Annotated in this window: 21 protein-coding genes and 1 tRNA gene; all 22 read left to right on the top strand. The window is 67.0% G+C overall.

Going from position 1 to position 24,584, the window contains the following annotated elements; translation table 11 throughout:
* The coding region (locus BO221_RS00005) for an EF-Tu/IF-2/RF-3 family GTPase (RefSeq protein ID WP_255408415.1) at nucleotides 1-681 on the top strand (681 nt) is incomplete at its 5' end.
* Between the two features lie 97 nt (nucleotides 682-778).
* Nucleotides 779-943, top strand: coding sequence for a 50S ribosomal protein L33 (rpmG, locus tag BO221_RS00010; protein WP_043392848.1), 165 nt, complete (start codon nucleotides 779-781; stop codon nucleotides 941-943).
* 24 nt (nucleotides 944-967) lie between these two features.
* A tRNA-Trp gene (locus tag BO221_RS00015) sits at nucleotides 968-1,043 on the top strand.
* A gap of 86 nt (nucleotides 1,044-1,129) precedes the next feature.
* Entirely contained in the window at nucleotides 1,130-1,573 is a 444-nt protein-coding gene (gene secE / locus BO221_RS00020) for a preprotein translocase subunit SecE (RefSeq protein WP_073558292.1), read from the top strand.
* Nucleotides 1,573-2,115, top strand: coding sequence for a transcription termination/antitermination protein NusG (gene nusG / locus BO221_RS00025; protein ID WP_043392853.1), 543 nt, complete (start codon nucleotides 1,573-1,575; stop codon nucleotides 2,113-2,115). Before secE ends, nusG begins: the two co-directional genes overlap by 1 nt.
* Nucleotides 2,116-2,217: 102 nt before the next feature.
* Nucleotides 2,218-2,661: a 50S ribosomal protein L11 gene (gene rplK, locus BO221_RS00030; RefSeq protein WP_073558293.1), complete on the top strand. Its 444-nt coding sequence runs from the start codon at nucleotides 2,218-2,220 to the stop codon at nucleotides 2,659-2,661.
* A 38-nt stretch (nucleotides 2,662-2,699) separates the two neighbouring features.
* The gene (gene rplA, locus BO221_RS00035) at nucleotides 2,700-3,413 is read left to right on the top strand and encodes a 50S ribosomal protein L1 (protein ID WP_073558294.1); all 714 of its coding nucleotides are present in this window, start codon (nucleotides 2,700-2,702) and stop codon (nucleotides 3,411-3,413) included.
* A 412-nt stretch (nucleotides 3,414-3,825) separates the two neighbouring features.
* On the top strand, nucleotides 3,826-4,344 hold the full coding sequence (gene rplJ / locus BO221_RS00040) for a 50S ribosomal protein L10 (protein ID WP_043392860.1): 519 nt from the start codon (nucleotides 3,826-3,828) through the stop codon (nucleotides 4,342-4,344).
* Nucleotides 4,345-4,431: 87 nt separating this feature from the next.
* A complete protein-coding gene (gene rplL, locus BO221_RS00045; RefSeq protein ID WP_073558295.1) occupies nucleotides 4,432-4,809 on the top strand; it encodes a 50S ribosomal protein L7/L12 in 378 nt (125 codons plus the stop codon).
* Between the two features lie 183 nt (nucleotides 4,810-4,992).
* On the top strand, nucleotides 4,993-9,222 hold the full coding sequence (gene rpoB, locus BO221_RS00050; RefSeq protein WP_073558296.1) for a DNA-directed RNA polymerase subunit beta: 4,230 nt from the start codon (nucleotides 4,993-4,995) through the stop codon (nucleotides 9,220-9,222).
* Between the two features lie 105 nt (nucleotides 9,223-9,327).
* Complete coding sequence (gene rpoC, locus BO221_RS00055; protein WP_073558297.1) at nucleotides 9,328-13,548, top strand: DNA-directed RNA polymerase subunit beta'; 4,221 nt, start codon at nucleotides 9,328-9,330, stop codon at nucleotides 13,546-13,548.
* Between the two features lie 293 nt (nucleotides 13,549-13,841).
* The gene (locus tag BO221_RS00060; RefSeq protein WP_073558298.1) at nucleotides 13,842-14,186 is read left to right on the top strand and encodes a phasin family protein; all 345 of its coding nucleotides are present in this window, start codon (nucleotides 13,842-13,844) and stop codon (nucleotides 14,184-14,186) included.
* On the top strand, nucleotides 14,186-14,929 hold the full coding sequence (locus tag BO221_RS00065; RefSeq protein ID WP_073558299.1) for a lytic transglycosylase domain-containing protein: 744 nt from the start codon (nucleotides 14,186-14,188) through the stop codon (nucleotides 14,927-14,929). Before BO221_RS00060 ends, BO221_RS00065 begins: the two co-directional genes overlap by 1 nt.
* 107 nt (nucleotides 14,930-15,036) lie before the next feature.
* Nucleotides 15,037-15,759 (top strand): hypothetical protein, encoded by a 723-nt coding sequence (locus BO221_RS00070; RefSeq protein ID WP_073558300.1) that lies wholly within the window; start codon nucleotides 15,037-15,039, stop codon nucleotides 15,757-15,759.
* A 19-nt stretch (nucleotides 15,760-15,778) separates the two neighbouring features.
* Complete coding sequence (locus tag BO221_RS00075; protein WP_073558301.1) at nucleotides 15,779-16,246, top strand: social motility and stimulation tgl protein; 468 nt, start codon at nucleotides 15,779-15,781, stop codon at nucleotides 16,244-16,246.
* 38 nt (nucleotides 16,247-16,284) lie between these two features.
* Nucleotides 16,285-17,034, top strand: coding sequence for a social motility TPR repeat lipoprotein Tgl (tgl, locus tag BO221_RS00080; RefSeq protein ID WP_073558302.1), 750 nt, complete (start codon nucleotides 16,285-16,287; stop codon nucleotides 17,032-17,034).
* Between the two features lie 18 nt (nucleotides 17,035-17,052).
* The gene (locus BO221_RS00085) at nucleotides 17,053-17,442 is read left to right on the top strand and encodes a RodZ family helix-turn-helix domain-containing protein (RefSeq protein WP_073558303.1); all 390 of its coding nucleotides are present in this window, start codon (nucleotides 17,053-17,055) and stop codon (nucleotides 17,440-17,442) included.
* A 9-nt stretch (nucleotides 17,443-17,451) separates the two neighbouring features.
* Nucleotides 17,452-18,186 carry a DNA repair protein RecO gene (recO, locus tag BO221_RS00090; RefSeq protein ID WP_073558304.1) on the top strand — a complete coding sequence of 245 codons (735 nt, stop codon included), beginning with the start codon at nucleotides 17,452-17,454 and terminating at the stop codon, nucleotides 18,184-18,186.
* Nucleotides 18,187-18,210: 24 nt separating this feature from the next.
* Nucleotides 18,211-19,194: a carbohydrate kinase family protein gene (locus BO221_RS00095; RefSeq protein ID WP_073558305.1), complete on the top strand. Its 984-nt coding sequence runs from the start codon at nucleotides 18,211-18,213 to the stop codon at nucleotides 19,192-19,194.
* A 47-nt stretch (nucleotides 19,195-19,241) separates the two neighbouring features.
* Nucleotides 19,242-21,437 (top strand): serine/threonine-protein kinase, encoded by a 2,196-nt coding sequence (locus BO221_RS00100; RefSeq protein WP_073558306.1) that lies wholly within the window; start codon nucleotides 19,242-19,244, stop codon nucleotides 21,435-21,437.
* Nucleotides 21,438-21,491: 54 nt separating this feature from the next.
* Nucleotides 21,492-22,472, top strand: a complete 981-nt coding sequence (glyQ, locus tag BO221_RS00105; RefSeq protein ID WP_073558307.1) for a glycine--tRNA ligase subunit alpha — start codon at nucleotides 21,492-21,494, stop codon at nucleotides 22,470-22,472.
* Nucleotides 22,462-24,561 (top strand): glycine--tRNA ligase subunit beta, encoded by a 2,100-nt coding sequence (glyS, locus tag BO221_RS00110; RefSeq protein WP_073558308.1) that lies wholly within the window; start codon nucleotides 22,462-22,464, stop codon nucleotides 24,559-24,561. The genes glyQ and glyS overlap by 11 nt, the downstream gene beginning before the upstream one ends.
* Nucleotides 24,562-24,584: the final 23 nt, after the last annotated feature.

The following is a 24,584-nucleotide window of genomic DNA, read 5'->3' on the forward strand; positions in this document are numbered from 1 at the left end:
GAGGAGGGCTCGGCCCTCAAGGCGCTGGAGGGTGACACCTCGGACATCGGCGAGCCGGCCATCCTCAAGCTGATGGAGGCGGTGGACAGCTACATCCCCACCCCGCAGCGCGCCACGGACAAGCCCTTCCTGATGCCGGTGGAGGACGTGTTCTCCATCGCCGGCCGCGGTACGGTGGCCACCGGCCGCGTGGAGCGCGGCATCATCAAGGTGGGCGAGGAAATCGAGATCGTGGGAATCCGCCCCACGCAGAAGACGGTCGTCACGGGCGTGGAGATGTTCCGCAAGCTGCTGGACGAGGGCCGCGCGGGCGACAACATCGGCGCGCTGCTGCGTGGTCTCAAGCGTGAGGACCTCGAGCGTGGCCAGGTGCTGGCCAAGCCGGGCTCCATCACCCCGCACACCAAGTTCAAGGCCCAGATCTACGTCCTGTCGAAGGAAGAGGGTGGCCGTCACACCCCGTTCTTCAAGGGATACCGCCCGCAGTTCTACTTCCGCACCACGGACGTGACCGGCACGGTGAAGCTGCCGGACAACGTCGAGATGGTGATGCCCGGTGACAACATCGCCATCGAGGTGGAGCTGATCACCCCTGTGGCCATGGAGAAGGAGCTGCGCTTCGCCGTTCGCGAGGGTGGCCGCACCGTGGGCGCCGGCGTCGTCGCCGAGATCATCGCCTAGTTGGCTGGCGGGCTTCCGGCCCGTCCCAACAGGTGGTTAACCCCGAGGGGGGAGCTGTGATAAACGGCTTTCCCCTCGTGCTTATCGAGTTCAAGCCATGCCCAAGGGTAACCGCAGCATCATCTCGCTCGAGTGCACGGTGTGCAAGGAGCGGAACTACTACACCACCAAGAACAAGCGGAAGAGCCAGGACAAGCTCGAGCTGAGCAAGTACTGCCCCCGCGACCGGAAGCATACCGTCCATAAGGAAGGTAAGGTCTAGTTCGGTTGTTGTGGTCGGGTGTTTAGGCCAGTAGCTCCAACGGTAGAGCAGCGGTCTCCAAATCCGCGTGTTGGGGGTTCGAATCCCTCCTGGCCTGCCAGTTGTTAGTTGCAGGGACCCTCGGTACCCAGGTACCGGGGGTCCCTGTGTTTCCGGGATCAGGCAGTTTTCAGTCAGCGAGGAATCATGGCAGCGGCATCCGAGGCCAGCCAGCAGGCGAACCGTTCAGGGATGGACCCGAAGCGGCTCGTGGTCATCTTCTTCCTCATCGCGGGTCTCATCTTCGCGCTCTTCCTGGAGCACGTCTGTGGTCTCATCTGGGCCCGGGCCAGCTGGAACGATCCCGTCATCCTCGACGGTCTCGACTGGCGGGTCTCCACCCTGGTGGGCTACCTGCTCGCCGCGGGGCTCGTGGTGGGCGCTTACGTGCACCCCAAGACGCACTCCCTCTCCATCGAAGTCGCCTCCGAGCTGATGAAGGTCACCTGGCCTTCCTGGGCGGAGACCAAGGCGTCGACCGTGGCGGTCATCGTCGCCTCTGTCGTGGCGGCCGTGCTGCTCTTCTGCATCGACACCCTCGCCTACAACCTTATGGTTGAGTGGATACCCGCCATCTGGGGGAAGTTGTAATGGCGATGAAATGGTACGTGGTCCACACCTACTCGAACTTCGAGAACCAGGCGAAGAAGAGCCTGGAAGAGCGCATTCGTCTCGAGGGGTTGCAGGACCTGTTCGGCGAAATCCTGATTCCGATGGAGCAGGTCGTCGAGATGGTGAAGGGCGAGAAGAAGACGTCCCGGCGCAAGTTCTTCCCGGGCTACATCTTCGTGCAGATGGAGCTCAATGATCGCTCCTGGCACCTCGTGAAGAACACGCCGAAGATCACCGGTTTCCCCGGTGCGGCGCAGAACGAGCAGCCCACGCCCATCTCCGACAAGGAAGTGGCCCGGCTCACCTCTCAAATCTCCGAGGGCACGCTCAAGCCCAAGCCGAAGGTGCAGTTCTCCGACGGCGACACCGTCCGCGTCATCGACGGCCCCTTCGCCAACTTCAATGGCACGGTGGAGGAGGTCAACGCCGAGAAGGGCCGCGTGAAGGTGCTCGTGAGCATCTTCGGCCGCGCCACTCCAGTGGAGCTGGATTTCATGCAGGTGGAGAAGACCACCGGCTAGCAGACTTCCCCGGCGTGAGAGCGCTCGGGGATACCCAGGGTGGGAGGGCCGCCCGTCAAGCGGCCCGCAGGAACCACCGTCTCGAAAGGCAGTTTTCAGCAAATGAAGAAGGTCACAGGGCAGGTCAAGCTGCAGATTCCCGCCGGTAAGGCGAACCCCGCTCCGCCGATCGGCCCCGCGCTCGGTCAGCAGGGCGTGAACATCATGGAGTTCTGCAAGCAGTTCAACGCCAAGACCCAGGCGGAGGCCAAGGAAGGCCTGATCATCCCGGTCATCATCACCGTGTATCAGGACCGTTCCTTCACCTTCATCCTGAAGACGCCTCCCGCGGCCGTCCTCATCAAGAAGGCGGCGGGCCTGCACACCGAGAAGAAGAAGGGCTCGGGCGCGAAGAAGCCGGGCAAGGAGAAGGTGGGGCAGATCACCCAGAAGCAGCTCGAGGAGATCGCCAAGAAGAAGATCGAGGACACGACCGCTGGTTCTCTGGAAGCCGCCAAGCGCACCATCGCTGGCACCGCGCGCTCCATGGGCATCGACGTCGTCTGACCCTCTCCCTCCACTCCTTCTGAAACAGGATATTTCCCATGCCTCAGACCGGTAAGAAGTTCCGCGCGTCCGCCGCCAAGGTGGACCGCAACAAGCGCTACACCATCGCCGAGGGTTTCGCTCTCCTGAAGGAGACCACGGCCCTTCGCGGCACCAAGTTCGATCAGACCGTCGAGGTGGCGCTCAACCTCGGCGTGGACCCGAAGCACGCGGACCAGATGGTCCGTGGCGCCGTGGTCCTCCCGCACGGTACGGGTGCCACGGTGCGCGTGGCCGTGTTCGCCAAGGGCGAGCGTGCCACCGAGGCCGAGGGTGCTGGCGCTGACGTGGTCGGCGGCGACGAGCTGGCCAAGCGCATCGAGGGCGGCTTCCTCGACTTCGACACCGTCATCGCCACCCCGGACATGATGGGTGTGGTCGGCCGCCTCGGTAAGGTGCTCGGTCCCCGTGGCCTCATGCCCAACCCGAAGGTGGGCACGGTGACCATGGACGTGGCCAAGGCCGTCCGCGACGCCAAGGGCGGTAAGGTGGAGTTCCGCGCCGAGAAGGCCGGCATCGTCCACGTCAAGGTCGGCAAGGCCTCCTTCACCCCGGAGAAGCTCACCGAGAACTTCAACACCCTGGTGGACCTGGTGATGAAGCTCAAGCCGGCCACCGCCAAGGGCGTCTACCTCAAGGGCGTGGCCATCTCGGCCACCATGAGCCCGGGTATCAAGATCGACACCAACGAGATCCTCGCCCGCCACCGGTAGTCAGGAGTAGGGCAGGGGGTTCGTCGGTTCAGACAGAGGGGGGCCTCTTCATCCGAGGCCCCCTTCGTCGTCTGATTGACGCCCACAGTCATAATTTGCTGGACGTTTCGCGAAGCCGCGGGTATAGCGCCCCGGCTTTTGCAATTGAGGCGCCACGTCGATGAGACGGGACGCTTCAACATCCCTGGTCCCAGACAGCAGGGACCCGGGGTGGGCCTCGTGCCCTCCGTTGGCAACCGGACAACCGGTCGGAGCCACGAAGAACACCCAGGGTTCAAACGACTCGAAGAGTCGCCCTGCCGAGACTGGAGGTGCGGTGTGGTGCCTTACGGGGCTCCTCTCGCTCTGCCACTTGCGTGGCCCAGGTAATCCAGCCCGCCTTCGGGTGGGTGTCGTGAGGAGGTGAAACCAAGTGATCAAGAGCGAGAAGGAAGAACTGATCAAGGAGCTCAACGAGAAGTTTTCGAGGGCTCAGACCGCGATTGTCGCCGAGTTCTCCAAGCTGAACGTGGAGACCGTGACCAAGCTGCGCAAGAAGTTCCGCGACGGCAAGGTGGACTACAAGGTCCTGAAGAACACGCTGGCCAAGCGCGCTGCGAAGGGTACCCCGGTGGAGGTCATCGCCGAGGACTTCGTGGGGCCCGTGGCCATCGCCATCAGCTACGACGACGTCGTGGCCCCGGCGAAGATCCTCGTGGACTTCATCAAGGATCTCGAGACCATCAAGGTCCGCAGCGCGTCCGTGCAGGGCCGCCGTGTCGACGTCGAGGGCGTGAAGTCCCTGGCGAAGATGCCCGGTCTGCCCGAGCTCCGCGCCCAGCTGCTCGGCATGCTCAACCAGCCTGCCGGCAAGCTCGTTCGCACCATCGCGGCCCCCGGCTCCCAGCTGGCCCGCGTGCTCCAGGCGAACGTGGACAAGCAGCCCCAGTAATAGCCCCCAGAAGCAGACCCACCGCAAACCTCTGGCCTTTTCCTCCCCATGGGGAGGAAGGCCGTTAGAACAAGAAGGACATTGACAATGGCCGCTGACCTGAATTCGATTGTTGACCAGCTCTCCACCCTCACGGTGATGGAGGCCGCCGAGCTCGTGAAGCAGCTCGAGAACAAGTGGGGCGTCTCCGCCGCCGCCGTTGCCGTGGCCGCTGGCCCCGCTGGCGCCGCCGCCGCCGCCCCGGTCGAGGAGAAGACGGAGTTCAACGTCATCCTCGCCGACGCCGGCGCGAACAAGATCAACGTCATCAAGGAGATCCGCGCGATCACCGGCCTGGGCCTGAAGGAGGCCAAGGACCTGGTCGAGGGCGCTCCCAAGACCGTCAAGGAGGGCGTCAACAAGGACGACGCCAAGAAGATCAAGGACCAGCTCACCGCGGCTGGCGCCAAGGTCGACATCAAGTAGTTTGTTGTGACTCAGGTTGGCGACGGGTTTCGGAAAATTCCCGCCGCCTCCTGACCGGATGAGCAGGCCGGCGTGCCCGGAAAGGGTGCGCCGGCTTTGCCCTTTCCGTATCTCTAAATTTTCCGCTGCCGCTGCGCGTTACCCAAGCTCGCCCCGCCTGAGCTTGCTCGCCCCGGAGTTCGAATGCCGACGCAGATCCAGAACAACTTCCGAGTGCGGAAGACCTTCGCGAAGATCGCGAAGACCATCGACATTCCCAACCTCATCAACATCCAGAAGCAGTCCTACGAGAAGTTCCTCCAGGCTGATATCCCGCCGGAGAAGCGTGAGGACATCGGGCTTCAGGGAGTTTTCAAGTCGGTCTTCCCCATCCGGGATTTCAACGAGACGTCCTCGCTCGAGTTCGTCAGCTACCACCTCGAGAAGCCCAAGTACGACGTGGATGAGTGCCACCAGCGTGGCATGACCTACTCGGCGCCAATCAAGGTCGTCGTGCGCCTGGTCGTCTGGGACAAGGACGAGGAGACGGGCGCCCAGTCCATCCGCGATGTGAAGGAGCAGGAGGTCTACTTCGGCGAAATCCCGCTGATGACCCAGAACGGCACCTTCATCATCAACGGGACCGAGCGCGTGGTGGTCAGCCAGCTGCACCGCAGCCCGGGTGCCTTCTTCGACCACGACAAGGGCAAGAGCCACTCGTCTGGCAAGCTGCTCTACAACGCCCGCATCATCCCGTACCGCGGCTCGTGGATCGACTTCGAGTTCGACCACAAGGACATCCTGTACGTCCGCATCGACCGGCGCCGCAAGCTGCCGGCCACGGTGCTCATCCGCGCCCTGGGCGCGGTGGCGGACACCGCCAAGAAGAACCCGTTGGAGTTCCGTGGCTCCACCGAGGAGATCCTCAACTACTACTACGCCACGGAGACCATCTACCTCCAGAGCAACACCGACTTCGAGAAGTCCGTGGAGCTGGAGCTGTTGCCCGGTCAGCGCGCTACCCGCGACATCAAGACCAAGACGGGCGACATCATCGTCAAGAAGAACCGCAAGTTCACCCGCGCCGCCATCAAGAAGCTCGAGGCGGCCAAGATGAAGACGCTCCCCATCGACGCGGACGAGCTCTTCACCAAGGTGTCCGCCTACGACGTGGTGGACGAGAACACCGGTGAGGTCATCCTCGAGTGCAACGAGGAGGTCTCGCAGGAGAAGATCGACGAGCTCCTCAAGCGCGACATCAAGGAGTTCAAGGTCCTCTTCATCGACAACCTCAACGTGGGTCCCTACCTGCGTGAGACGTTGATGCTGGACAAGATCGAGTCGCCCGAGCAGGCGATCATGGAGATCTACCGCCGCCTGCGCCCGGGTGATCCCCCGACGCCGGAGACGGCCACCAACCTGTTCAGCAACCTCTTCTTCAACCCCGAGCGCTACGACCTGTCCAAGGTCGGCCGCCTCAAGCTGAACTTCAAGTTCGGCCTCGAGGAGCCGCTCGACGGGCAGATCCTCACCAAGCGCGACATCCTCGAGGTCATCCGCTACCTGGTGGACCTCAAGAACGGCAAGGGTGTGATCGACGACATCGATCACCTCGGCAACCGCCGTGTGCGCGCGGTGGGCGAGCTGCTGGAGAACCAGTACCGCATCGGTCTGGTGCGCATGGAGCGGGCGATCAAGGAGCGCATGAGCCTCCAGGAGATCGAGACGCTCATGCCGCACGACCTGATCAACGCCAAGCCGGTGACGGCGGTCATCAAGGAGTTCTTCGGGTCCAGCCAGCTGTCGCAGTTCATGGACCAGACGAACCCCCTGTCCGAGGTCACGCACAAGCGCCGTCTGTCCGCCCTCGGGCCCGGCGGCCTCACCCGCGAGCGCGCGGGCTTCGAGGTGCGCGACGTGCACCCGACGCACTACGGCCGCATCTGCCCCATCGAGACCCCGGAAGGTCCGAACATCGGCCTCATCGCGTCGCTGTCCACCTTCGCTCGCGTCAACGAGTTCGGCTTCGTCGAGACGCCGTACAAGAAGGTGGAGGCCGGCTCGGTCACCGGTGACGTGGCCTTCTACTCGGCGCTCGAGGAGGAGAAGCACACGATCGCCCAGGCCAACGCCGAGACGGACAAGAAGGGCAAGTTCCTCAACCCCCTCGTGTCCTCCCGCCGCGGCGGCGAGTTCGTCCAGGCCAAGGCCGAGGAAGTGGACCTGATGGACGTGTCCCCGAACCAGCTGGTGTCGGTGGCCGCCTCCCTCATCCCGTTCCTCGAGAACGACGACGCCAACCGCGCCCTCATGGGCTCGAACATGCAGCGCCAGGCCGTTCCGCTGCTGCGCACCGCCGCTCCGCTCGTGGGCACCGGCATCGAGGCCATTGTGGCCCGCGACTCCGGCGTCACCTGCGTGGCCCGGCGCGATGGCATCGTGGAGAGCGTGGACGCCAGCCGCATCGTGGTGAAGGCGGATTCCGCCGCGGGCGCGTTCGACATCTCCAGCGAGGTCGACATCTACAACCTCCTGAAGTACCAGCGCTCCAACCAGAACACGTGCCTCAACCAGAAGCCCATCGTCCGCAAGGGCGACCGGGTGCGGAAGGGTGACGTGATCGCCGACGGTCCCGCCACCGAGACCGGCGAGCTCGCGCTGGGCCAGAACGTCGTCGTCGCGTTCATGCCGTGGCAGGGCTACAACTTCGAGGACTCCATCCTCATCTCCGAGCGCATCCTCAAGGAGGACGTCTTCACGTCCATCCACATCGAGGAGTTCGAGTGCATCGCGCGCGATACCAAGCTCGGCAAGGAGGAGATCACCCGCGACATCCCGAACGTGGGTGAGGAGGCTCTCAAGGATCTCGACGAGAGCGGCATCATCCGCATCGGCGCCGAGGTGAAGCCCGGCGACGTGCTCGTGGGCAAGATCACCCCGAAGGGCGAGACCCAGCTCTCCCCCGAGGAGAAGCTGCTGCGCGCCATCTTCGGTGAGAAGGCCGGCGACGTGCGCGACAGCTCGCTGCGCGTTCCCCCCGGCGTGGTGGGCACCGTCATCAACGCCAAGGTGTTCAGCCGCAAGGGCGTCGAGAAGGACGAGCGCGCCAAGCAGATCGAGTCCATGGAGGAAGCCAAGCTCCTCAAGGACCAGAACGACGAGATCAAGGTCCTGCGCGACAGCGCCTACGGCCGCCTGCGTGCCATGCTCCGCGGCAAGGAGATCCAGGGCAAGCTCGTGGACGACAAGGGCAAGATCCTCCTGAAGAAGGGGGACATCGTCTCCGACGAGCTGCTCGCCACCGTCCCGTACAAGTACTGGACGGAGATCTCCGTCGGCGATCCGCTCGACGGCAAGCTGCGCGACATCCTCCGCAACCTGGAGGAGACCACCGAGGCCGTGAAGCTGGCCTTCGGCGAGAAGATCGCCCGCATCAAGAAGGGCGATGAGCTCCCGCCGGGCGTCATCAAGATGGTCAAGGTGTACGTCGCCATCAAGCGCAAGCTGGCCGTGGGCGACAAGATGGCCGGCCGCCACGGTAACAAGGGCGTCGTCTCCCGCATCCTCCCCGAGGAGGATCTGCCGTACCTCGAGGACGGGCGTCCGGTGGACATCGTGCTCAACCCGCTGGGCGTGCCTTCGCGCATGAACATCGGGCAGATCCTCGAGACGCACCTGGGCTGGGCCGCCAAGGGCGTGGGCGAGCAGCTCCAGCGCTACATCGAGGAGAACTACAGCGGCGAGAACCTCAAGAAGCAGCTGAAGACCGTCTACGACGACAAGGCCTTCGGCGACTTCGTGGACGGGCTGTCCGACGACGAGGTCAAGAGCCTGTGCTACCGCCTGAAGAGGGGCATCCATGTCGCCACGCCGGTGTTCGACGGCGCGCGCGAGACGGAGATCCACTCGCTCTTCGACGAGGCCCGCCTGCCGCGTACCGGCCAGATGGTGCTCTTCGACGGCCGCACCGGTGAGCCGTTCGACCAGAACGTCACCGTCGGCGTCATGTACATCCTCAAGCTGCACCACCTGGTGGACGAGAAGATCCACGCCCGCTCCATCGGGCCCTACTCGCTCGTCACGCAGCAGCCCCTGGGCGGCAAGGCCCAGTTCGGCGGCCAGCGTCTGGGAGAGATGGAAGTGTGGGCGATGGAGGCCTACGGCGCGGCGTACACGCTCCAGGAGTTCCTCACCGTCAAGTCCGACGACGTGGTGGGCCGCACGCGCATGTACGAGGCGATCGTCAAGGGCGACAACGTCCTCGAGTCTGGCCTGCCCGAGTCGTTCAACGTGCTCCTCAAGGAGCTCCAGTCGCTCGCGCTCGACGTCGAGCTCCTGGAGAGCGCTCCCCCCGAGCGCCAGCGCTCCTTCTCCGGAGACTTCGGTGGTGGTGGCGACGGCGAGGACCGCGTGAAGACCGGTACCGAGGCCTAGTCCAGCGTGCCTGACCCCCGGCGCCCGCTCCCTTAGCGGGCGGGCGCTGGCGGCCCAGGCGAAACGAATTCGCGCTCACGCGCTCAGAAGAAATTCGGAGGCACCGTGAAGGACATTTTCAACTTCTTCGAGAAGCCGAAGGATCCGCTCTCGTTCAACGCCATCCGCATCGCGCTGGCGTCGCCGGACAAGATCCGGCAGTGGTCGCACGGCGAGGTCAAGAAGCCGGAGACGATCAACTACCGCACCTTCAAGCCGGAGCGGGACGGCCTGTTCTGCGCCCGCATCTTCGGCCCCGTGAAGGACTACGAGTGCAACTGCGGCAAGTACAAGCGCATGAAGCACCGCGGCGTCGTGTGCGAGAAGTGCGGCGTGGAGGTCATCCAGTCCAAGGTGCGCCGTGAGCGCCTGGGCCACATCACGCTCGCCACGCCCGTGGCGCACATCTGGTTCCTCAAGTCGCTGCCCTCGCGTATCGGCAACCTGCTCGACATCACGCTCAAGGAGCTCGAGAAGGTCCTCTACTGCGAGAGCTACATCATCATCGACCCCAAGGCGACGCCGCTGCAGAGGGGCGAGCTCGTCAGCGAGGAGAAGCTCCACCGGCTCTACGAGGAGCACGGTGAGGACTCCTTCTCCGCTGGCATGGGCGGCGAGGCCGTCCGCGAGCTGCTCAAGTCGATCGACGTGAACCGGCTGTCCGAGGATCTCCGCCGCGACATGCGCGAGACCAACTCGGAGGCCAAGAAGAAGAAGTACGCCAAGCGCCTCAAGGTCGCCGAGGCCTTCCGGATGTCCGGCAACAAGCCGGAGTGGATGATGCTCGACGTCATCCCCGTCATCCCGCCCGACCTGCGTCCGCTCGTCCCCCTGGACGGTGGCCGCTTCGCCACGTCGGACCTCAACGACCTGTACCGCCGCGTCATCAACCGCAACAACCGCCTCAAGCGGCTCCAGGAGCTCAACGCCCCGGACATCATCATCCGCAACGAGAAGCGGATGCTCCAGGAGGCCGTGGACGCGCTGTTCGACAACGGCCGCCGCGGCAAGACGATCACCGGCCCCAACAAGCGGCCGCTGAAGTCGCTGTCCGACATGCTCAAGGGCAAGCAGGGCCGGTTCCGTCAGAACCTGCTCGGCAAGCGCGTGGACTACTCCGGCCGTTCCGTGATCGTCGTCGGTCCCGAGCTGCGCCTGCACCAGTGCGGCCTGCCGAAGATCATGGCGCTCGAGCTCTTCAAGCCGTTCATCTACAACAAGCTCGAAGAGAAGGGCTACGTCACCACCATCAAGAGCGCCAAGAAGATGGTGGAGAAGGAGCGTCCCGAGGTCTGGGACATCCTCGAGGACGTCATCCGCGAGCACCCGGTCCTCCTCAACCGCGCGCCCACGCTGCACCGCCTCGGCATGCAGGCCTTCGAGCCCGTGCTGATCGAAGGCAAGGCCATCCAGCTGCACCCGCTGGTGTGCGCCGCCTTCAACGCGGACTTCGACGGTGACCAGATGGCCGTCCACGTGCCGCTCTCCATCGAGGCTCAGATGGAGGCCCGCGTGCTGATGATGTCCACCAACAACATCCTCAGCCCCGCCAACGGCAAGCCCATCATCGTCCCCACGCAGGACATGGTGCTCGGCATCTACTACATGACCCGCGCCCGCGAGTTCGCTCACGGCGAGGGCCGTGTGTTCGCCTCGCCCGACGAGGTCCGCGCCGCGTACGACCACGGCGAGGTGCACCTGCAGGCGAAGGTGGTCTGCCGCATCCTCGGCAAGCGCAAGGAGACCACCGTCGGCCGCGTCCTCCTCTGGGACATCGTGCCGCGCACGGTGGGCTTCGACGCCATCAACAAGGTGCTCGACAAGAAGTCGCTCGGCGGCCTCATCGACCTCTGCTACCGCCTCACCGGTGAGAAGGAGACGGTGCTGCTGGCCGACCGCATCCGGTCGCTCGGCTACACCAACGCCACCCGCGCTGGTATCTCCATCGCGCTCAAGGACATGATCATTCCTGCCAAGAAGCAGGAGTTCCTGGACTTCGCGCGCAAGGAAGTGGCCGAGATCGAGAACCAGTACCTCGAGGGTCTCATCACCGACGGCGAGCGCTACAACAAGGTCATCGATATCTGGGCGGAGATCACCGAGAAGGTGGCCGCCGAGATGATGCAGCAGATCTCCCAGGACGAGGCCGTGGGCGAGAAGGACGGCAAGCGCGAGGTGCGCAAGCAGCCGTCGTTCAACCCCATCTACATCATGGCCGACTCCGGTGCCCGCGGCTCGGCCCAGCAGATCCGCCAGCTGGCCGGTATGCGCGGCCTGATGGCCAAGCCGTCCGGTGAAATCATCGAGACCCCCATCACGGCCAACTTCCGTGAAGGCCTCTCGGTGCTCCAGTACTTCATCTCCACCCACGGCGCCCGCAAGGGTCTCGCGGACACGGCCCTCAAGACGGCCAACTCCGGTTACCTCACCCGCCGTCTCGTCGACGTGGCCCAGGACGCCATCATCAACGAGTACGACTGCGGCACCATGGACGGCCTGTTCATCGGCGCCCTCGTCGAGGGCGGTGAGATCATCGAGCCGCTCGGCGAGCGCATCCTGGGCCGCGTGGCCCTCGATGACATCCTCGACCCGGTCACCAACGACGTGCTCGTGCGCGCCAACGAGGAGATCGACGAGGACCGCGTCAAGAAGATCGAGAACAGCGGTCTCGACAAGGTGAAGATCCGCTCGGTGCTCACCTGCCAGGCCAAGCGCGGCATCTGCGTGGAGTGCTACGGCCGTGATCTGGCCCGTGGCCGCAAGGTGTCCGTGGGCGAGGCCGTCGGCGTCATCGCGGCGCAGTCCATCGGCGAGCCGGGTACCCAGCTCACGATGCGCACCTTCCACATCGGTGGTGCGGCCACGCGGCGCGCCGAGCAGTCCAGCCTCGAGAACCGCAACGCCGGTACGGTGAAGTTCTCCGGCCTCGCCACCGTCCAGAGGAAGGACGGCAGCCTGGTCGCCATGAACCGCAACGGCGAGCTCGTCATCGTCGACGACACCGGCCGCGAGCGCGAGCGCTACCAGGTCATCTACGGCGCCCGCATCCTCGTGAAGGAGGGCCAGAAGCTCGAGGCCGGCACCCTGCTGGCCGAGTGGGATCCGTTCGCGATTCCCCTCCTCACCGAGGTGGGCGGCATCGTGCGCTTCGAGGACATCATCGAAGGCGTCACGATGAACGAGTCGCTGGACGAGGTGACCGGCCTCAGCCGTAAGACGGTCGTCGAGTCCAAGGACCCGGAGGCCCGTCCGCGCATCACCCTGCGCGACGAGGAGGGCAACACCAAGAACCTCATCTCCTCCAAGGCCCCGGCCAGCTACTTCCTGCCCCAGGGCTCCATCATCACCGTCAACGACGGCGATGAGATCCACGCCGGTGAGGTCATCGCCAAGGTGCCTCGCGAGACCACGAAGACCAAGGACATCACGGGCGGTCTGCCCCGCGTGGCCGAGCTCTTCGAGGCCCGTAAGCCCAAGGACGCCGCCGCCATCGCGGAGATCGACGGCGTGGTCTCCTTCGGCAAGGACACCAAGGGCAAGCGCAAGCTCATCCTCACCCCCGAGGTGGGCGGCGAGCTGCGCACCGACCTGGCCAAGGAGTACCTGATCTCCAAGGGCAAGAACATCAACGTGCACGCCGGTGACCGCGTGAAGGCCGGCGAGGCGCTGATGGAGGGCTCGGCCAACCCGCACGACATCCTCAAGGTGCTCGGCGAGAAGGCGCTCGCGGGCTACCTCGTGGATGAGGTGCAGGAGGTCTACCGGCTCCAGGGCGTGAAGATCAACGACAAGCACATCGAGGTGATCGTCCGGCAGATGCTCCGCCGCGTGCGCGTCACCGACGTGGGCGACACCAGCTTCCTCGTCGACGAGCAGGTCGAGAAGTACGTGTTCGAGGAGGAGAACGAGAAGGTCATGGCCAAGGACATGCGTCCCGCCGTCGGCGAGCCGCTGCTGCTCGGCATCACCAAGGCCTCGCTCTCCACCGAGTCGTTCATCTCGGCGTCCTCCTTCCAGGAGACGACCAAGGTGCTCACCGAGGCCGCCATCAACGGCAAGGTGGACTACCTGCGCGGCCTCAAGGAGAACGTCATCATGGGCCGGCTCATCCCCGCCGGTACGGGTCTCCCCAACTACAAGTACCTCGACATCGAGGTGGAGAGCCCCGCCGACGAGATCTCCGAGATGGAGGCCGCCCTGGCCATCGCTCACGAGGACGACGTGGCTCCCAGCCTGCCCCCCACCGGCGGCCGGCCCGAGGGCTCCCAGACCAGCGGTGCCGCCTAGTCCGCACCCGCTGTCTTGATGTTTCCGCCGCCACTCCGGTTGCTCCGGGGTGGCGGTTTTCTTTTCGGCTCTTTACGGTTTCACGGCTTGACGGTTGACGCGCCGGTGCACTAAGCCGGAGGGAACCACGGAGGTCGACCCGGGCCCCCCGGGCGAGCATCCAGCAGTGGACGCCTGGAGCAGGCGGGCGAGCATGGGTGGCGTTTTCTTCAATCGGGGCGTGTGCTTTCCTCGGTTGTCCTTACCCCGCTTTCCGGGACTCGAGCCCGGGAAGCCGTGCTGGAGAGCGTTGCATGGACAAGGTGGAGACCCCGCAGAAGCGCCCGCTGGCGGAGACGTTCGAGCGGGTGTGGAGCCAGGCCTTGCTGGCCGTGTCCACCGCTGAGGACGAGGCCGCCCGCACCGTGCAGCGCGTGGCCGATCTGGCGGGTTGGAGCCAGGAGGAGATGATCCGCCAGGGCCGGCTGCTGACGGAGCGGTTGGCGGGTCACCGCAAGGACCTGGAGCACAACGTGGAGGAGGGTGTGAAGCGCGCCCTGCTCACCATCAAGGTTCCCCGCAGGGAGGAAATCCAGGACATCGAGGCACGGCTGATCCGATTGGCCGAGCGCATCGACGCTCTGGGGCAGCGCAAGTGATGGGGACTCCCTCCGCTCCAGGTGGGCGGCGTGGGGAGGGGCTGTTCCGCTGGCTTCATGCACTCGGCTCGGGGTGTGGAAAGCTGCCCCTGGTGGCCGGAGTGGCCCTGGTGCTCTCCGCCCGGGCCGTGCCCCTGTTCACCCCTCCCGAGGTGCCGCTGGTGGCCGAGCCCTCGCGCTTCGAGGTGACGCCCCCCGACGCGGCGCTCATCGACGCGGTGCTCGCCAAGCGGGCCCCGGACCTCGGTCTCACCCTGCGCCGGCAGATCGTCCATGCCATCGCCGAGGAGTCCGGCCGGTCGGCGTATGACCCGCTGCTGATCCTCGCCATCATCGACGTGGAGTCGGACTTCACCGAGGAGGCCGTCTCCGAGAAGGGCGCGCGGGGGCTGATGCAGATCAAGCCCAGCACGCTGCACTTCCTCGCGGAGAAGCAGGGCCTGCGCCTGTCTCGCGAGGAGGTGGCCTCGGATCCGGCCCTGGGTGTGCGCCTGGGTATCCGCTACCTGCGCGAGCTGAACGACCGTTTCGGCGACCTGGACCTGGCCCTCATGGCCTACAACGCCGGCCCCACCCGCATCTGGCAGGCCAAGAAGGCGGGGGAGCTGGACATCTTCCGCCGCTATCCCCGGCTCGTCCGCCGTGATTTCAAGCGGTTCCGGGAAGGGGAGGGGCTCGGCGGTGACTGGGCGCTCGCCCAGCGGGAGTCCCTGGAGAAGAGCCCCGAAGAGAAGGCTCCCTGAGCAGGCAGCCGTCTGAATTTCCGGGCGGCTGCCCCGGTCTCCGGTGACACGCGCTTGTCCACCCCGGGCGGGTGCGCTATCGCTTTTACCCCGGAGGAGTCTTCATCATGCCGCGCCGCTCCATCCCCGCCCTCGTCCTCTCGGCCCTGCTGTTGCCCGTCTCGGCTCTCGCTGGCTCGGTGTTCCTCAACGGCGTCCGTATCGACGGCGTGACGAACCAGAAGTTCGAGAAGGTCGCCTCGGTCCGCATCGACGACAAGGGCAACGTCCACATCGACGCTCCCGCCTACGCCGTGAAGCTGGTGAACGCCCCTGCGGCCCCAGCTCCCGTCGCCGCGGCTCCGGCCCCGGCTCCCGCTCCGGTGGCTCCCGCGACCCCGCCTCCCGCTCCGGCCACCGCGGCCCCGGCGCCTGCTCCAGCCGTCGCGGCCCCAGCTCCGGCGCCCGCCCCGGTGGACACCGCCCCGGCGCGCATCACCCGGCGTTACTGGCTCGTGACGGAGCAGCCCGTGGTGGGTATGGCGGAGTACGACGTCGACCTCTACGTCAACTCCCGCTGGGTGCGGAAGCTGCGCAGCGCCGAGGACCAGGTCATCGCGGAGATCACCCGCGAGCTCCAGCCGGGGAAGAACACCCTGCTGATGATCGCCCGTAAAGTGGCGGCCGGCTCGCGGCGGAGCGAATCTCCCCAGCACGTGTTCAAGGTCATCATCGGCGAGGGCAACGAGGGCGGCGGCAACGTGATGATCGACAACCCGCTCATCCGCTACCAGCGCACCGCGGCGGAGACGGAAGATCTGTCCGAGGAGTTCACCCTCATCACGCGGTAGCGCGGGGGTTGCGCCGAACGTGTTCTCCATCGACGAGCGGTTCCGAGGCCTTCCCGCCAGCCGCGAGCAGGTCCTCGCGCTGTACCAGTCCATCAACTCGCCGCACCTGGCCATCCCCGGCAAGCCGGCGGGGCCAGCACAGGCCTTCGTGTTGGGTCTGCGCGGCGCCAATGGCTTCGCCGTTTTCATCTACCTGTACCTCTCCGAGGCCCAGGACTGCGCCGTGTACGTCCCCGGCCGGCGCGCCGCGAGCCAGGATGACTACCAGCAGGACGAGGCCGCGGCGCTCGCCTTCGTGGAGTCCATGGGCTTCATGATGGACGACGCGCACTTCCGCTCCCTGCCGCCCCCGGGCCAGGATGAGCTGCTCAAGACGCTGCCCGTCTTCTACAAGGACCCGAAGCTAGTGCCGGGCGCCGCCAAGAGCCGCGCCGACGAGAAGCGCACCGCCTCGATGAACCTGGGCCGCCTGCTGGCCTCCTTCTGAAGCACCCCTTACCCGTCGTGAAGAGAAGAGCTGAACCCATGCACCGCCGCCTTTCCTCCGCCTGGCTCCTCGCGCTCGCCCTCGTGGGCTGTAGGCACGTCCCCACCGAGCAGGAGCGCCGCGGCGCCGAGCTCCGCTACGAGCTCGGCCTCCAGGCCCAGGCAGCGGGCAGCGTGCAGGATGCCTACAAGGAGATGGAGAAGTCCCTGGCGTTGGATCCGGAGTACCCGGAGGCCCACAACGCCATGGCCATCCTCCTGCACCTGGCCTTCAACCGCCCCGAGGAGGCCATCCAGCACTACAAGAAGGCGCTGGAGTACCGTCCGGGCTTCTCCGAGGCCAAGACGAACCTGGCCAACGTGTACCTCTCCCAGGCGCGCTACGACGAGGCCATCAAGCTGTACGAGCAGTCCCTCAACGACATGCTGTACCCCACGCCCTTCATCGCCCAGGGCAACCTCGGCTGGGCCCTCTACAAGAAGGGCGACACGGAGCGCGCGCTGCAGAACATCAAGGCCTCGGTGACGACCAACCCCGGTTTCTGCATGGGCTACAAGAATCTGGGGGTCATCTACGAGGAGACGGGTAATGTTTCCGACGCATGCCGCTACTTCGGACGTTATCGTGAGGCCTGCCCGGACGTAGCCGATGCCTACCTGCGCGAGGGAGCCTGTCAGCTGAAGCAGGGGAAGATGGAGGAGGCGCGGCAGAGCTTCGCCGCCTGCGAGGCCAAGGCGAAGAGCCAGGTCCTCAAGGACGACTGCCACCGGCTCCTCGAGGCCTTGTAACCAGAAAGTCCCACCGCCGTGGACCACGTCGAATTCGGCAAATACCTCTCCCAGCAGCGCGAGCTGCGCGGTCTGTCCCGCGACGAGGTGTCGCAGGTGACGAAGATCTCCCCGAGCCTCATCGCCGCCCTCGAGGAAGGGCAGATGGAGCGGCTGCCCTCGCGCGTCTTCGTCGTCAACTACATCCGCGCCTACGCGACCGTCATCGGCCTGGCGCCGGAAGAGGCCATCCTCCGTTACGAGGAGGTGGACAAGGCGACGCCGGAGCCGAGCCCCGTGGTGCTGGAGCGCGAGCGGCGGCGGCGGGCCTGGGTGGCGCTCGCGGTGCTCCTGGTGGTGGTGCTCGGCGTGGGGGCGTACGTGGCCCTGGTGATGACCGGGAAGGCACCCAACCCCCTCGCGCGTTGAAGGGGATTCATGGAGCGTTTCGTCGACGACGCGCTGGTCCTCTCCACGGTGGATTACGGGGAGTCCGACCGGCTGGTCACCCTCCTCACGCGCGAGCACGGCAAGCTGACGGCCTTCGCGGCCGGCGCCCGCAAGAGCAAGCGGCGCTTCGCCGGCGCGCTGGAGCCCTACATGCGGCTGCGCGTGCAACTGGTGGAGACGCGCGGCTCCACCGTGCGCCTGGACTCGGCCGACATCGTGGCCGGCTACTACGGGGCCCGCGAGGACCTGTCCCTCATCGCCCGTGCCCTCTACGCCGTGGAGCTGTGCCGCGAGCTGACCCGCGACCACGAGCCCCACCTGGAGCTCTTCGAGTTGTTGGAGGCGTACCTGGGCAAGCTGGACGCGAAGGAGGCCGGGCCCACCTCGCTGCTGGCCTTCGAGCTGTCCGCCCTGGCCCAGGCCGGGTTGATGCCCCGCTTCGACTCGTGCTCGCTGTGTGGTGGCCCGCCAGGTGAGCGGCCCCGTTTCGATCAGGCCCATGGCGGCGCCGTGTGCGAGCCCTGCGGCTTCCGGGCACGCGACGCGGTGGCCGTCCCCGCCGAGCTGCTGTCCGGGCTCCGCGCGCTGCAGGAGGGCCAGCGCACCCCGTTGCCGGCCGAGCTCCGGGCCCGGGCGCGCGGGGTGCTCAACGTCTTCATCTCCCACCACCTGGGCCGCCGCCTCAAGAGCGTGGACTTCATGGCCCAGGTGGGGTTGGACTGACGGGCGGCTTCCAGGAGGCGGCTCATGGACGTGGTGTGTGTCGGGGAGAGTCTGGTGGATTTCCTCCCCGCGGAGTCCGCTCAGCGCGTGCGCGACGTGACGGCGTGGAAGCCGAGCATCGGCGGCTCGCTGGCCAACGTCTCCGTGGGCGTGGCGCGGTTGGGCGGCCGCTCGGCCTACGTGGGCGTGGTGGGCCAGGACGAGTTCGGCCACTTCCTGCGCGAGCGCCTCGCCGCCGAGGGCGTGGACGTCAGCCACGTGCGCCAGACCGCCGAGGCCAGGACGGGGCTCGTCTTCATCTCCATCGACGCGCGCGGCGAGCGCAGCTTCACGTACTTCCGTACGAACTCGGCCGAGTTCCTCTTGAGCGAGCGGGACGTGGACCCGGCCTTCCTCGGGCGCGCGCGCGTGGTGCACTTCGGGACCAACTCGCTGAAGCTGCCCGAGGCCCGGGCGGCCATGCTGCGCACCGTGGAGGCCGCGCGCTCCGCGGGGCGCATCGTGAGCTGTGATCCCAACCTCCGGCTCCACGCGTGGGAGGAGCCGGAGGTGCTGCGCGAGCAGCTCCGGATTCTTCTGCCCCGGTGCTCGGTGGTGAAGCTCTCCGAAGAGGAGATCACCTTCGCCACCGGCCGCAAGGAGCCGGAAGATGCACTGCGTCACCTCTCGGGGCTGGGCGTGACGCTGCCCGTGGTGACGCGGGGCGAGGCCGGCGCCGTCTTCCTCTGGCGCGGTGAGGTGGTGCGCGTTCCGGCGCCCCGGGTTCGCGTGGTGGATACCACCGGGGCGGGGGATGGCTTCACGGCGGCCTTCCTCCATGGGCTCTCGCGGCGCTACGCGGATGACGCGGCGCTCGCGGAGGCCTCGCGCGAGGAGCTGGAGGCTCTGACCACCTTCGGCTGTGCCGTGGGCTCCCGGGTGGTGGAGCATCTCGGGGCGGTGGCGGGACTGCCCGGCAGGGAGGCGATGGCTGGCGCGTTGCCTCCCTGGCTACGGGACACCGCCTGAGTCACGTTGTCGACCCGGTGCGACCCAACCGCTAGAATGCCCCCGCAATGGCCAACTCAGGGGACCCAGGAATCGCGGGTCTCGACCCCGATCGCGGACGCCGCATCGGCAAGTACGAGATCGTCACCCGCCTGACCGTCGGCGGGATGGCCGAACTGTTCCTCGCCTTCACCGCCGGGCCCGGTGGGTTCCGCAAGTTCGTCGCGCTGAAGCAGATCCTCCCGGACGTCCAGAAGGACGAGCACTTCGTCCGCATGTTCCTGGACGAGGCCCGCATCACCGCCGCCCTCGCGCACGCCAACATCGGCCAGGTCTTCGATCTCGGCCAGGAGGACGAGGAGCTGTACCTGGCCATGGAGTTCCTCGCCGGGCAGAACCTCGAGCAGATCCTCCAGGCCTCCCTCAAGCAGCAGCGCCCGCTGCCCCTGGGCTTCGCGGCCCGCGCCGTGAGGGACGCGTGTCTCGGGCTCCACTACGCGCACCACTTCACCGACTCCTCGGGCAAGCCCCGGCCGGTGGTGCACCGGGACGTGTCGCCCAAGAACGTGATGGTCACCTTCGAAGGCCAGGTGAAGGTGATCGACTTCGGCATCGCCAAGGCGAAGGGCCGGCTCGGCCGCACGCAGGTGGGCATGGTGAAGGGCACCACCGGCTACATGTCCCCCGAGCAGGTGAAGGGCTCCGAGCAGCTCGACGGCCGCAGCGACCTCTTCTGCGCCGGCATCATCCTGCACGAGCTGCTGTGCGGACGCCGGTTGTTCTCCGGCGCCCATGAGGGGGCGGTGATGCTGAAGATCGCCGCGGCGGAGGTGCCCCCGCCCTCGGGCCTCAACCCCCGCGTGCCCGAGGCACTGTCCCAGGTGGTGATGCGCGCCTTGGCCCGGGAGCCGGAACGGCGCTTCGCCACGGGCCGGGAGCTGGCCCGCGCCATCGAGGCCGCATGTGGGCCGGAGTTCTTCCACGAGGAGCAGATGGCCGCGGTGATGCGCCAGCTCTTCGAGGACAAGCTCCAGAAGACGCGCGCGCTGCTGGAGAGCGCCAACGAAATCGATCGGGACACGGGGACCGCGAAGCCCGCGGTGCCGCTCGGTGTGCCCGACAAGGAAGATCCCACCGAGCGGGTCCGCCGGGTTTCTCCTCCGGTTCCGGCTGAAACGACGCGTGTCGTGAAGTCCCCCTCGGGGCAGGTGGCCCCCCTGGTGGCCCCTCCGGCGAAGACGCCCGCTCCCATTCCGCGCCGGGCCTCGTCCGTGGCCACCCCCGTGCGGTCTCCGGCCCGGGGGGCGTTCTCCCGCCCCATGGCCGCCGAGCCCGAGCCCGAGGAGGACGAGGAGGATCCGCTCGCCAAGACGCAGCCCGTCCGCCGGGCCCCCGGAGGGTTCCGGCCCGTGGCCATCCCGGAGGAGACCGAGGCCGAGGCCGCCGGAACCGAGGAGCGCGAGGTGCTCCCGCCGTCCCCGCGCGCCAGGTTGTCCCCGGAGGCCCAGGCGGAGCTGGCGAAGCAGCGAAGGGGCTGGGGCGGGTTGCTCTTCCTGTTGCTGCTGCTCGTGGCCGTGGGCGTCGCCTTCTACCACCCGCCGACGCGGGCCCGGCTGACCCCGCTGTTCGCCACCGCGCTCGAGCGTCTGAAGGGGGAGGAGCTGCCTCTCGGGCCACCCCCGGCGGAGCCGTTGCCCGTGCCTCAGACCCCCACGGAGCAGGCGGCGGGGGAGGGGAGCCAGGCCCCACAGCCCACGCCGCAGCCCGCGGCGGAGCAGGAGCCGGTGGAGGCCCAGGAGCCCGTGGTGGCCCAGGCTTCGGAACCCGCGCCGGAGCCCACCCGTACCGTTTCCAAGCGGACGCGCAAGCCGGTCACCCCGGCTGCCCCGGTCCCGGCCTCGGCCGAGACCGCGCCGGAGCCCAAGCCGAAAGCCGCCGCCCCGGCGAAACCGGCCACCGCCGAGGCCGAGCCGCCGGTCGATGGCGAGCCCGAGATCATCGACACGCGCACCGCCAAGGGCGCGGCGAAGGCGGAGCTCGGCTGGCTCACGCTCCGCACCATCCCCCGCGCCGCGGTGTTCGATGGTGAGAATCAGCTCGGCACCACGCCGCTGCGCAAGATGCCGCTGCCCGTGGACACCTACCGGCTGCTGGTGGTGGACCCGGATGGCGTCAACAAGATGCTCTCCGTCCCCATCAAGCCAGGTCAGGTGACGGACATGACGGTGCGTGTCTCCGATCTTCCCGACTGGCAGGTGCAGTGAGCGTCACGGCTGTCCTTGACGCTCCCGGACCCCGTCACTAGGGTCCGCGCCGCCATGTACTTCCAGGATCTCATCCTCACGCTCCAGAATCACTGGGCGAAGCAAGGGTGCATCATCACCCAGCCCTATGATCTCGAAGTGGGTGCGGGCACCATGCACCCGGCCACCTTCCTCCGCGCCCTGGGGCCCGAGCCCTGGAACGTGGCCTACGTGCAGCCCTCGCGGCGTCCCGCCGACGGCCGGTTCGGCGAGAACCCCAACCGCCTGTTCCAGCACCACCAGTTCCAGGTCATCCTCAAGCCCGCGCCCAAGAACGTCCAGCAGCTCTACCTGGACTCCATCCGCGCGTTTGGCATCGACCCCCTCGAGCACGACATCCGTTTCGTCGAGGACGACTGGGAGTCGCCCACCCTGGGCGCCTGGGGCCTGGGCTGGGAGGTGTGGTGTGACGGGATGGAGATCACCCAGTTCACCTACTTCCAGCAGTGCGGGGGTTTCGAGTGCCGGCCCGTGGCGGCGGAGCTGACGTACGGCCTCGAGCGCATCGCCATGTACCTGCAGAACGTGGAGAACATCTACGACATCGAGTGGGTCAAGGGCGTCAAGTACCGCGAGATCTTCCACGCCAACGAAGTGGAGATGAGCCGGTACGCCTTGCAGGAGTCGGACCCGCAGATGCTGTTCAGCCTGTTCGACGCCTACGAGAAGGAGTGCAAGCGCCTCATCGAGCGCGAGGTGCCGCTGCCCGCGTATGACTACGCGCTCAAGTGCTCGCACGCCTTCAACCTGCTGGATGCGCGCGGAGCCATCTCGGTGACGGAGCGCGCCAACTTCATCAAGCGCGTGCGCGACAACGCGCGGCTGTGCGCCGAGGGCTACCTCAAGATGCGCGAGAAGCTCGGCTTCCCGCTGCTCAAGACGCCGTGGACGGTGGGCGAGCAGCCGCCGGTGCTCGAGGGCAAGGCCGCCAGCGAGTACTGGAAGACGGTGACGTTCAACAAGCCCGCCGAGGCGGAGGTGGCCCGTGGCAAGTGATCTGCTGTTGGAGATCGGCGCCGAGGAGATCCCCGCGTCGTTCATCGTTCCGGCGCTCGAGGACCTCAAGCGCATCATCACGGAGCGCGCGGCCGAGGCGCGGCTGAAGCACGGCGAGGTGCGCACCTACGGCACGCCGCGGCGGCTGGCGGTGTGGGTGAAGGACATCGCGGAGCGGGGAGAGGACATCACCCGCGAGGTGCTCGGCCCGAGCGCGAAGGCGGCCTTCGACAAGGACGGCAAGCCCACCAAGGCGGCGGAGAAGTTCGCCGAGAGCCAGAAGCTCTCCGTGGACGCGCTGCTGAGAGTGCAGACGCCCAAGGGCGAGTACCTGGGCGCCAAGGTGGAGGAGAAGGGCCGTCCGGCGGCGGACATCCTCAAGGACGTGCTCCACGCGGCGGTGCACGGCATCAACTTCCGCAAGACGATGCGCTGGGGCGACGTGGACCAGGCCTTCGCGCGGCCCGTGCAGTGGCTGGTGACGCTGCTGGGCGGCGAGGTGCTGCCGGTGGTGCTCGGTGACGTGAAGAGCGGCCGCACCACGTACGGCCACCGCTTCCTGTCGCCCGCGGCCATCGAGATCTCCAAGCCCTCGGACTACGAGGCGGCCCTGGAGAAGGCGAACGTGGTGGCGGACATCTCCAAGCGGCGCGCTCAGCTCCTGGAGAAGGTGCGCGCGGCCGCCCAGCAGGCGGGCGGCAAGCTCATGGAGGACGAGTCCCTGGTGGATCAGGTGACCAACCTCGTGGAGCTGCCCAACCCGGTGGTGGGCTCCTTCGAGGAGCGGCACCTGGAGCTGCCTCCCGAGGTGCTGGTGCAGGAGATGAAGAGCCACCAGCGCTACTTCTCCGTGGTGGACGGCAACGGCAAGCTGCTGCCGCGCTTCATCGCCGTGTCCAACACGCCGGTGCGTGACGTGAACCTCTCCCTGCGAGGCTACCAGCGCGTGCTGCGCGCCCGCCTCGCCGACGGACGCTTCTTCTTCGACGAGGACCGCAAGACGCCGCTCGAGGCCCGCACGGAGAAGCTGGCGCGCGTGGTGTGGCAGGGCCAGCTCGGCAGCTACGCCGAGAAGGTGGAGCGCTTCCGCTCCCTGTCCGTGAAGCTGGCCGGGTGGACGGGCCACGGTGGCCTCCAGTCCACCCTCGAGCGCGCCGCCACCCTGGCCAAGGCGGACCTCGTCACCGGCATGGTGGGCGAGTTCCCCGAGCTCCAGGGCGTCATGGGCCGCGAGTACGCCCGCGCCGGCGGCGAGCCGGAGGCGGTGGCCCTGGCCATCTTCGAGCACTACCTGCCTCGCACCGCCGAGGACTCGCTGCCCACGCAGGACCCCGGGGCCCTCATCGGCCTGGCGGACCGGCTGGACACGCTGTGCGGCATCTTCGCCATCGGCAAGGGCCCCAGCGGCGCGGCGGACCCGTTCGCCCTGCGGCGCGCCTGCCTGTCCGTCATCCGCATCGTCCTGGGCCGCGGCTACCGCTTCTCCCTCTCCCAGGCGGTGGACGCGGCGCTGGAGCAGCTCGGGCCGAAGATCGCCAACGTCAAGCGCAAGGCCGGGGATCCCGCGCCTCGCGAGCAGGTGCTCGAGTTCTTCCGCGGCCGCCTCAAGGCGCTGTGGACGGAGCAGTACCGCACCGACGTGGTGGAGGCCGTGCTGTCCGCCGGCTACGACGACCTCGTGGCCGCCCACAAGCGGCTGCAGGCGCTCGCCAGCATCGTGGGCCAGGCGGACTTCGCTCCCCTGGCGGCCGCCTTCAAGCGCGTGGTCAACATCGTCGAGAAGCAGGGCAAGGACGTGTCCCGCGGCGGCGTGGACTCCAACCGCCTCACCGACGAGGCCGAGCGTCAGCTCCACTCGGCCTACGTCCAGGCGCGCTCCCGCGTCACCGACCAGGTGAAGGCCGACGACTTCTCCGGCGCCCTCAAGGAGATCACCGGCCTCAAGCCCACCGTGGACACCTTCTTCGACAAGGTCATGGTGATGGCCGAGGACAAGGACCTGCGCGAGAACCGCATCCGGCTCCTCGTGGAGATTGGCACCCTGTTCAATCAGGTGGCCGACTTCTCGAAGATCCAGTCCGAGGCCTGATCTCGGCTGGAGGGTAGACGGCC

The sequence above is a fragment of the Archangium sp. Cb G35 genome (assembly GCF_001896145.1).
Classification (GTDB): Bacteria; Myxococcota; Myxococcia; order Myxococcales; family Myxococcaceae; genus Archangium; species Archangium violaceum.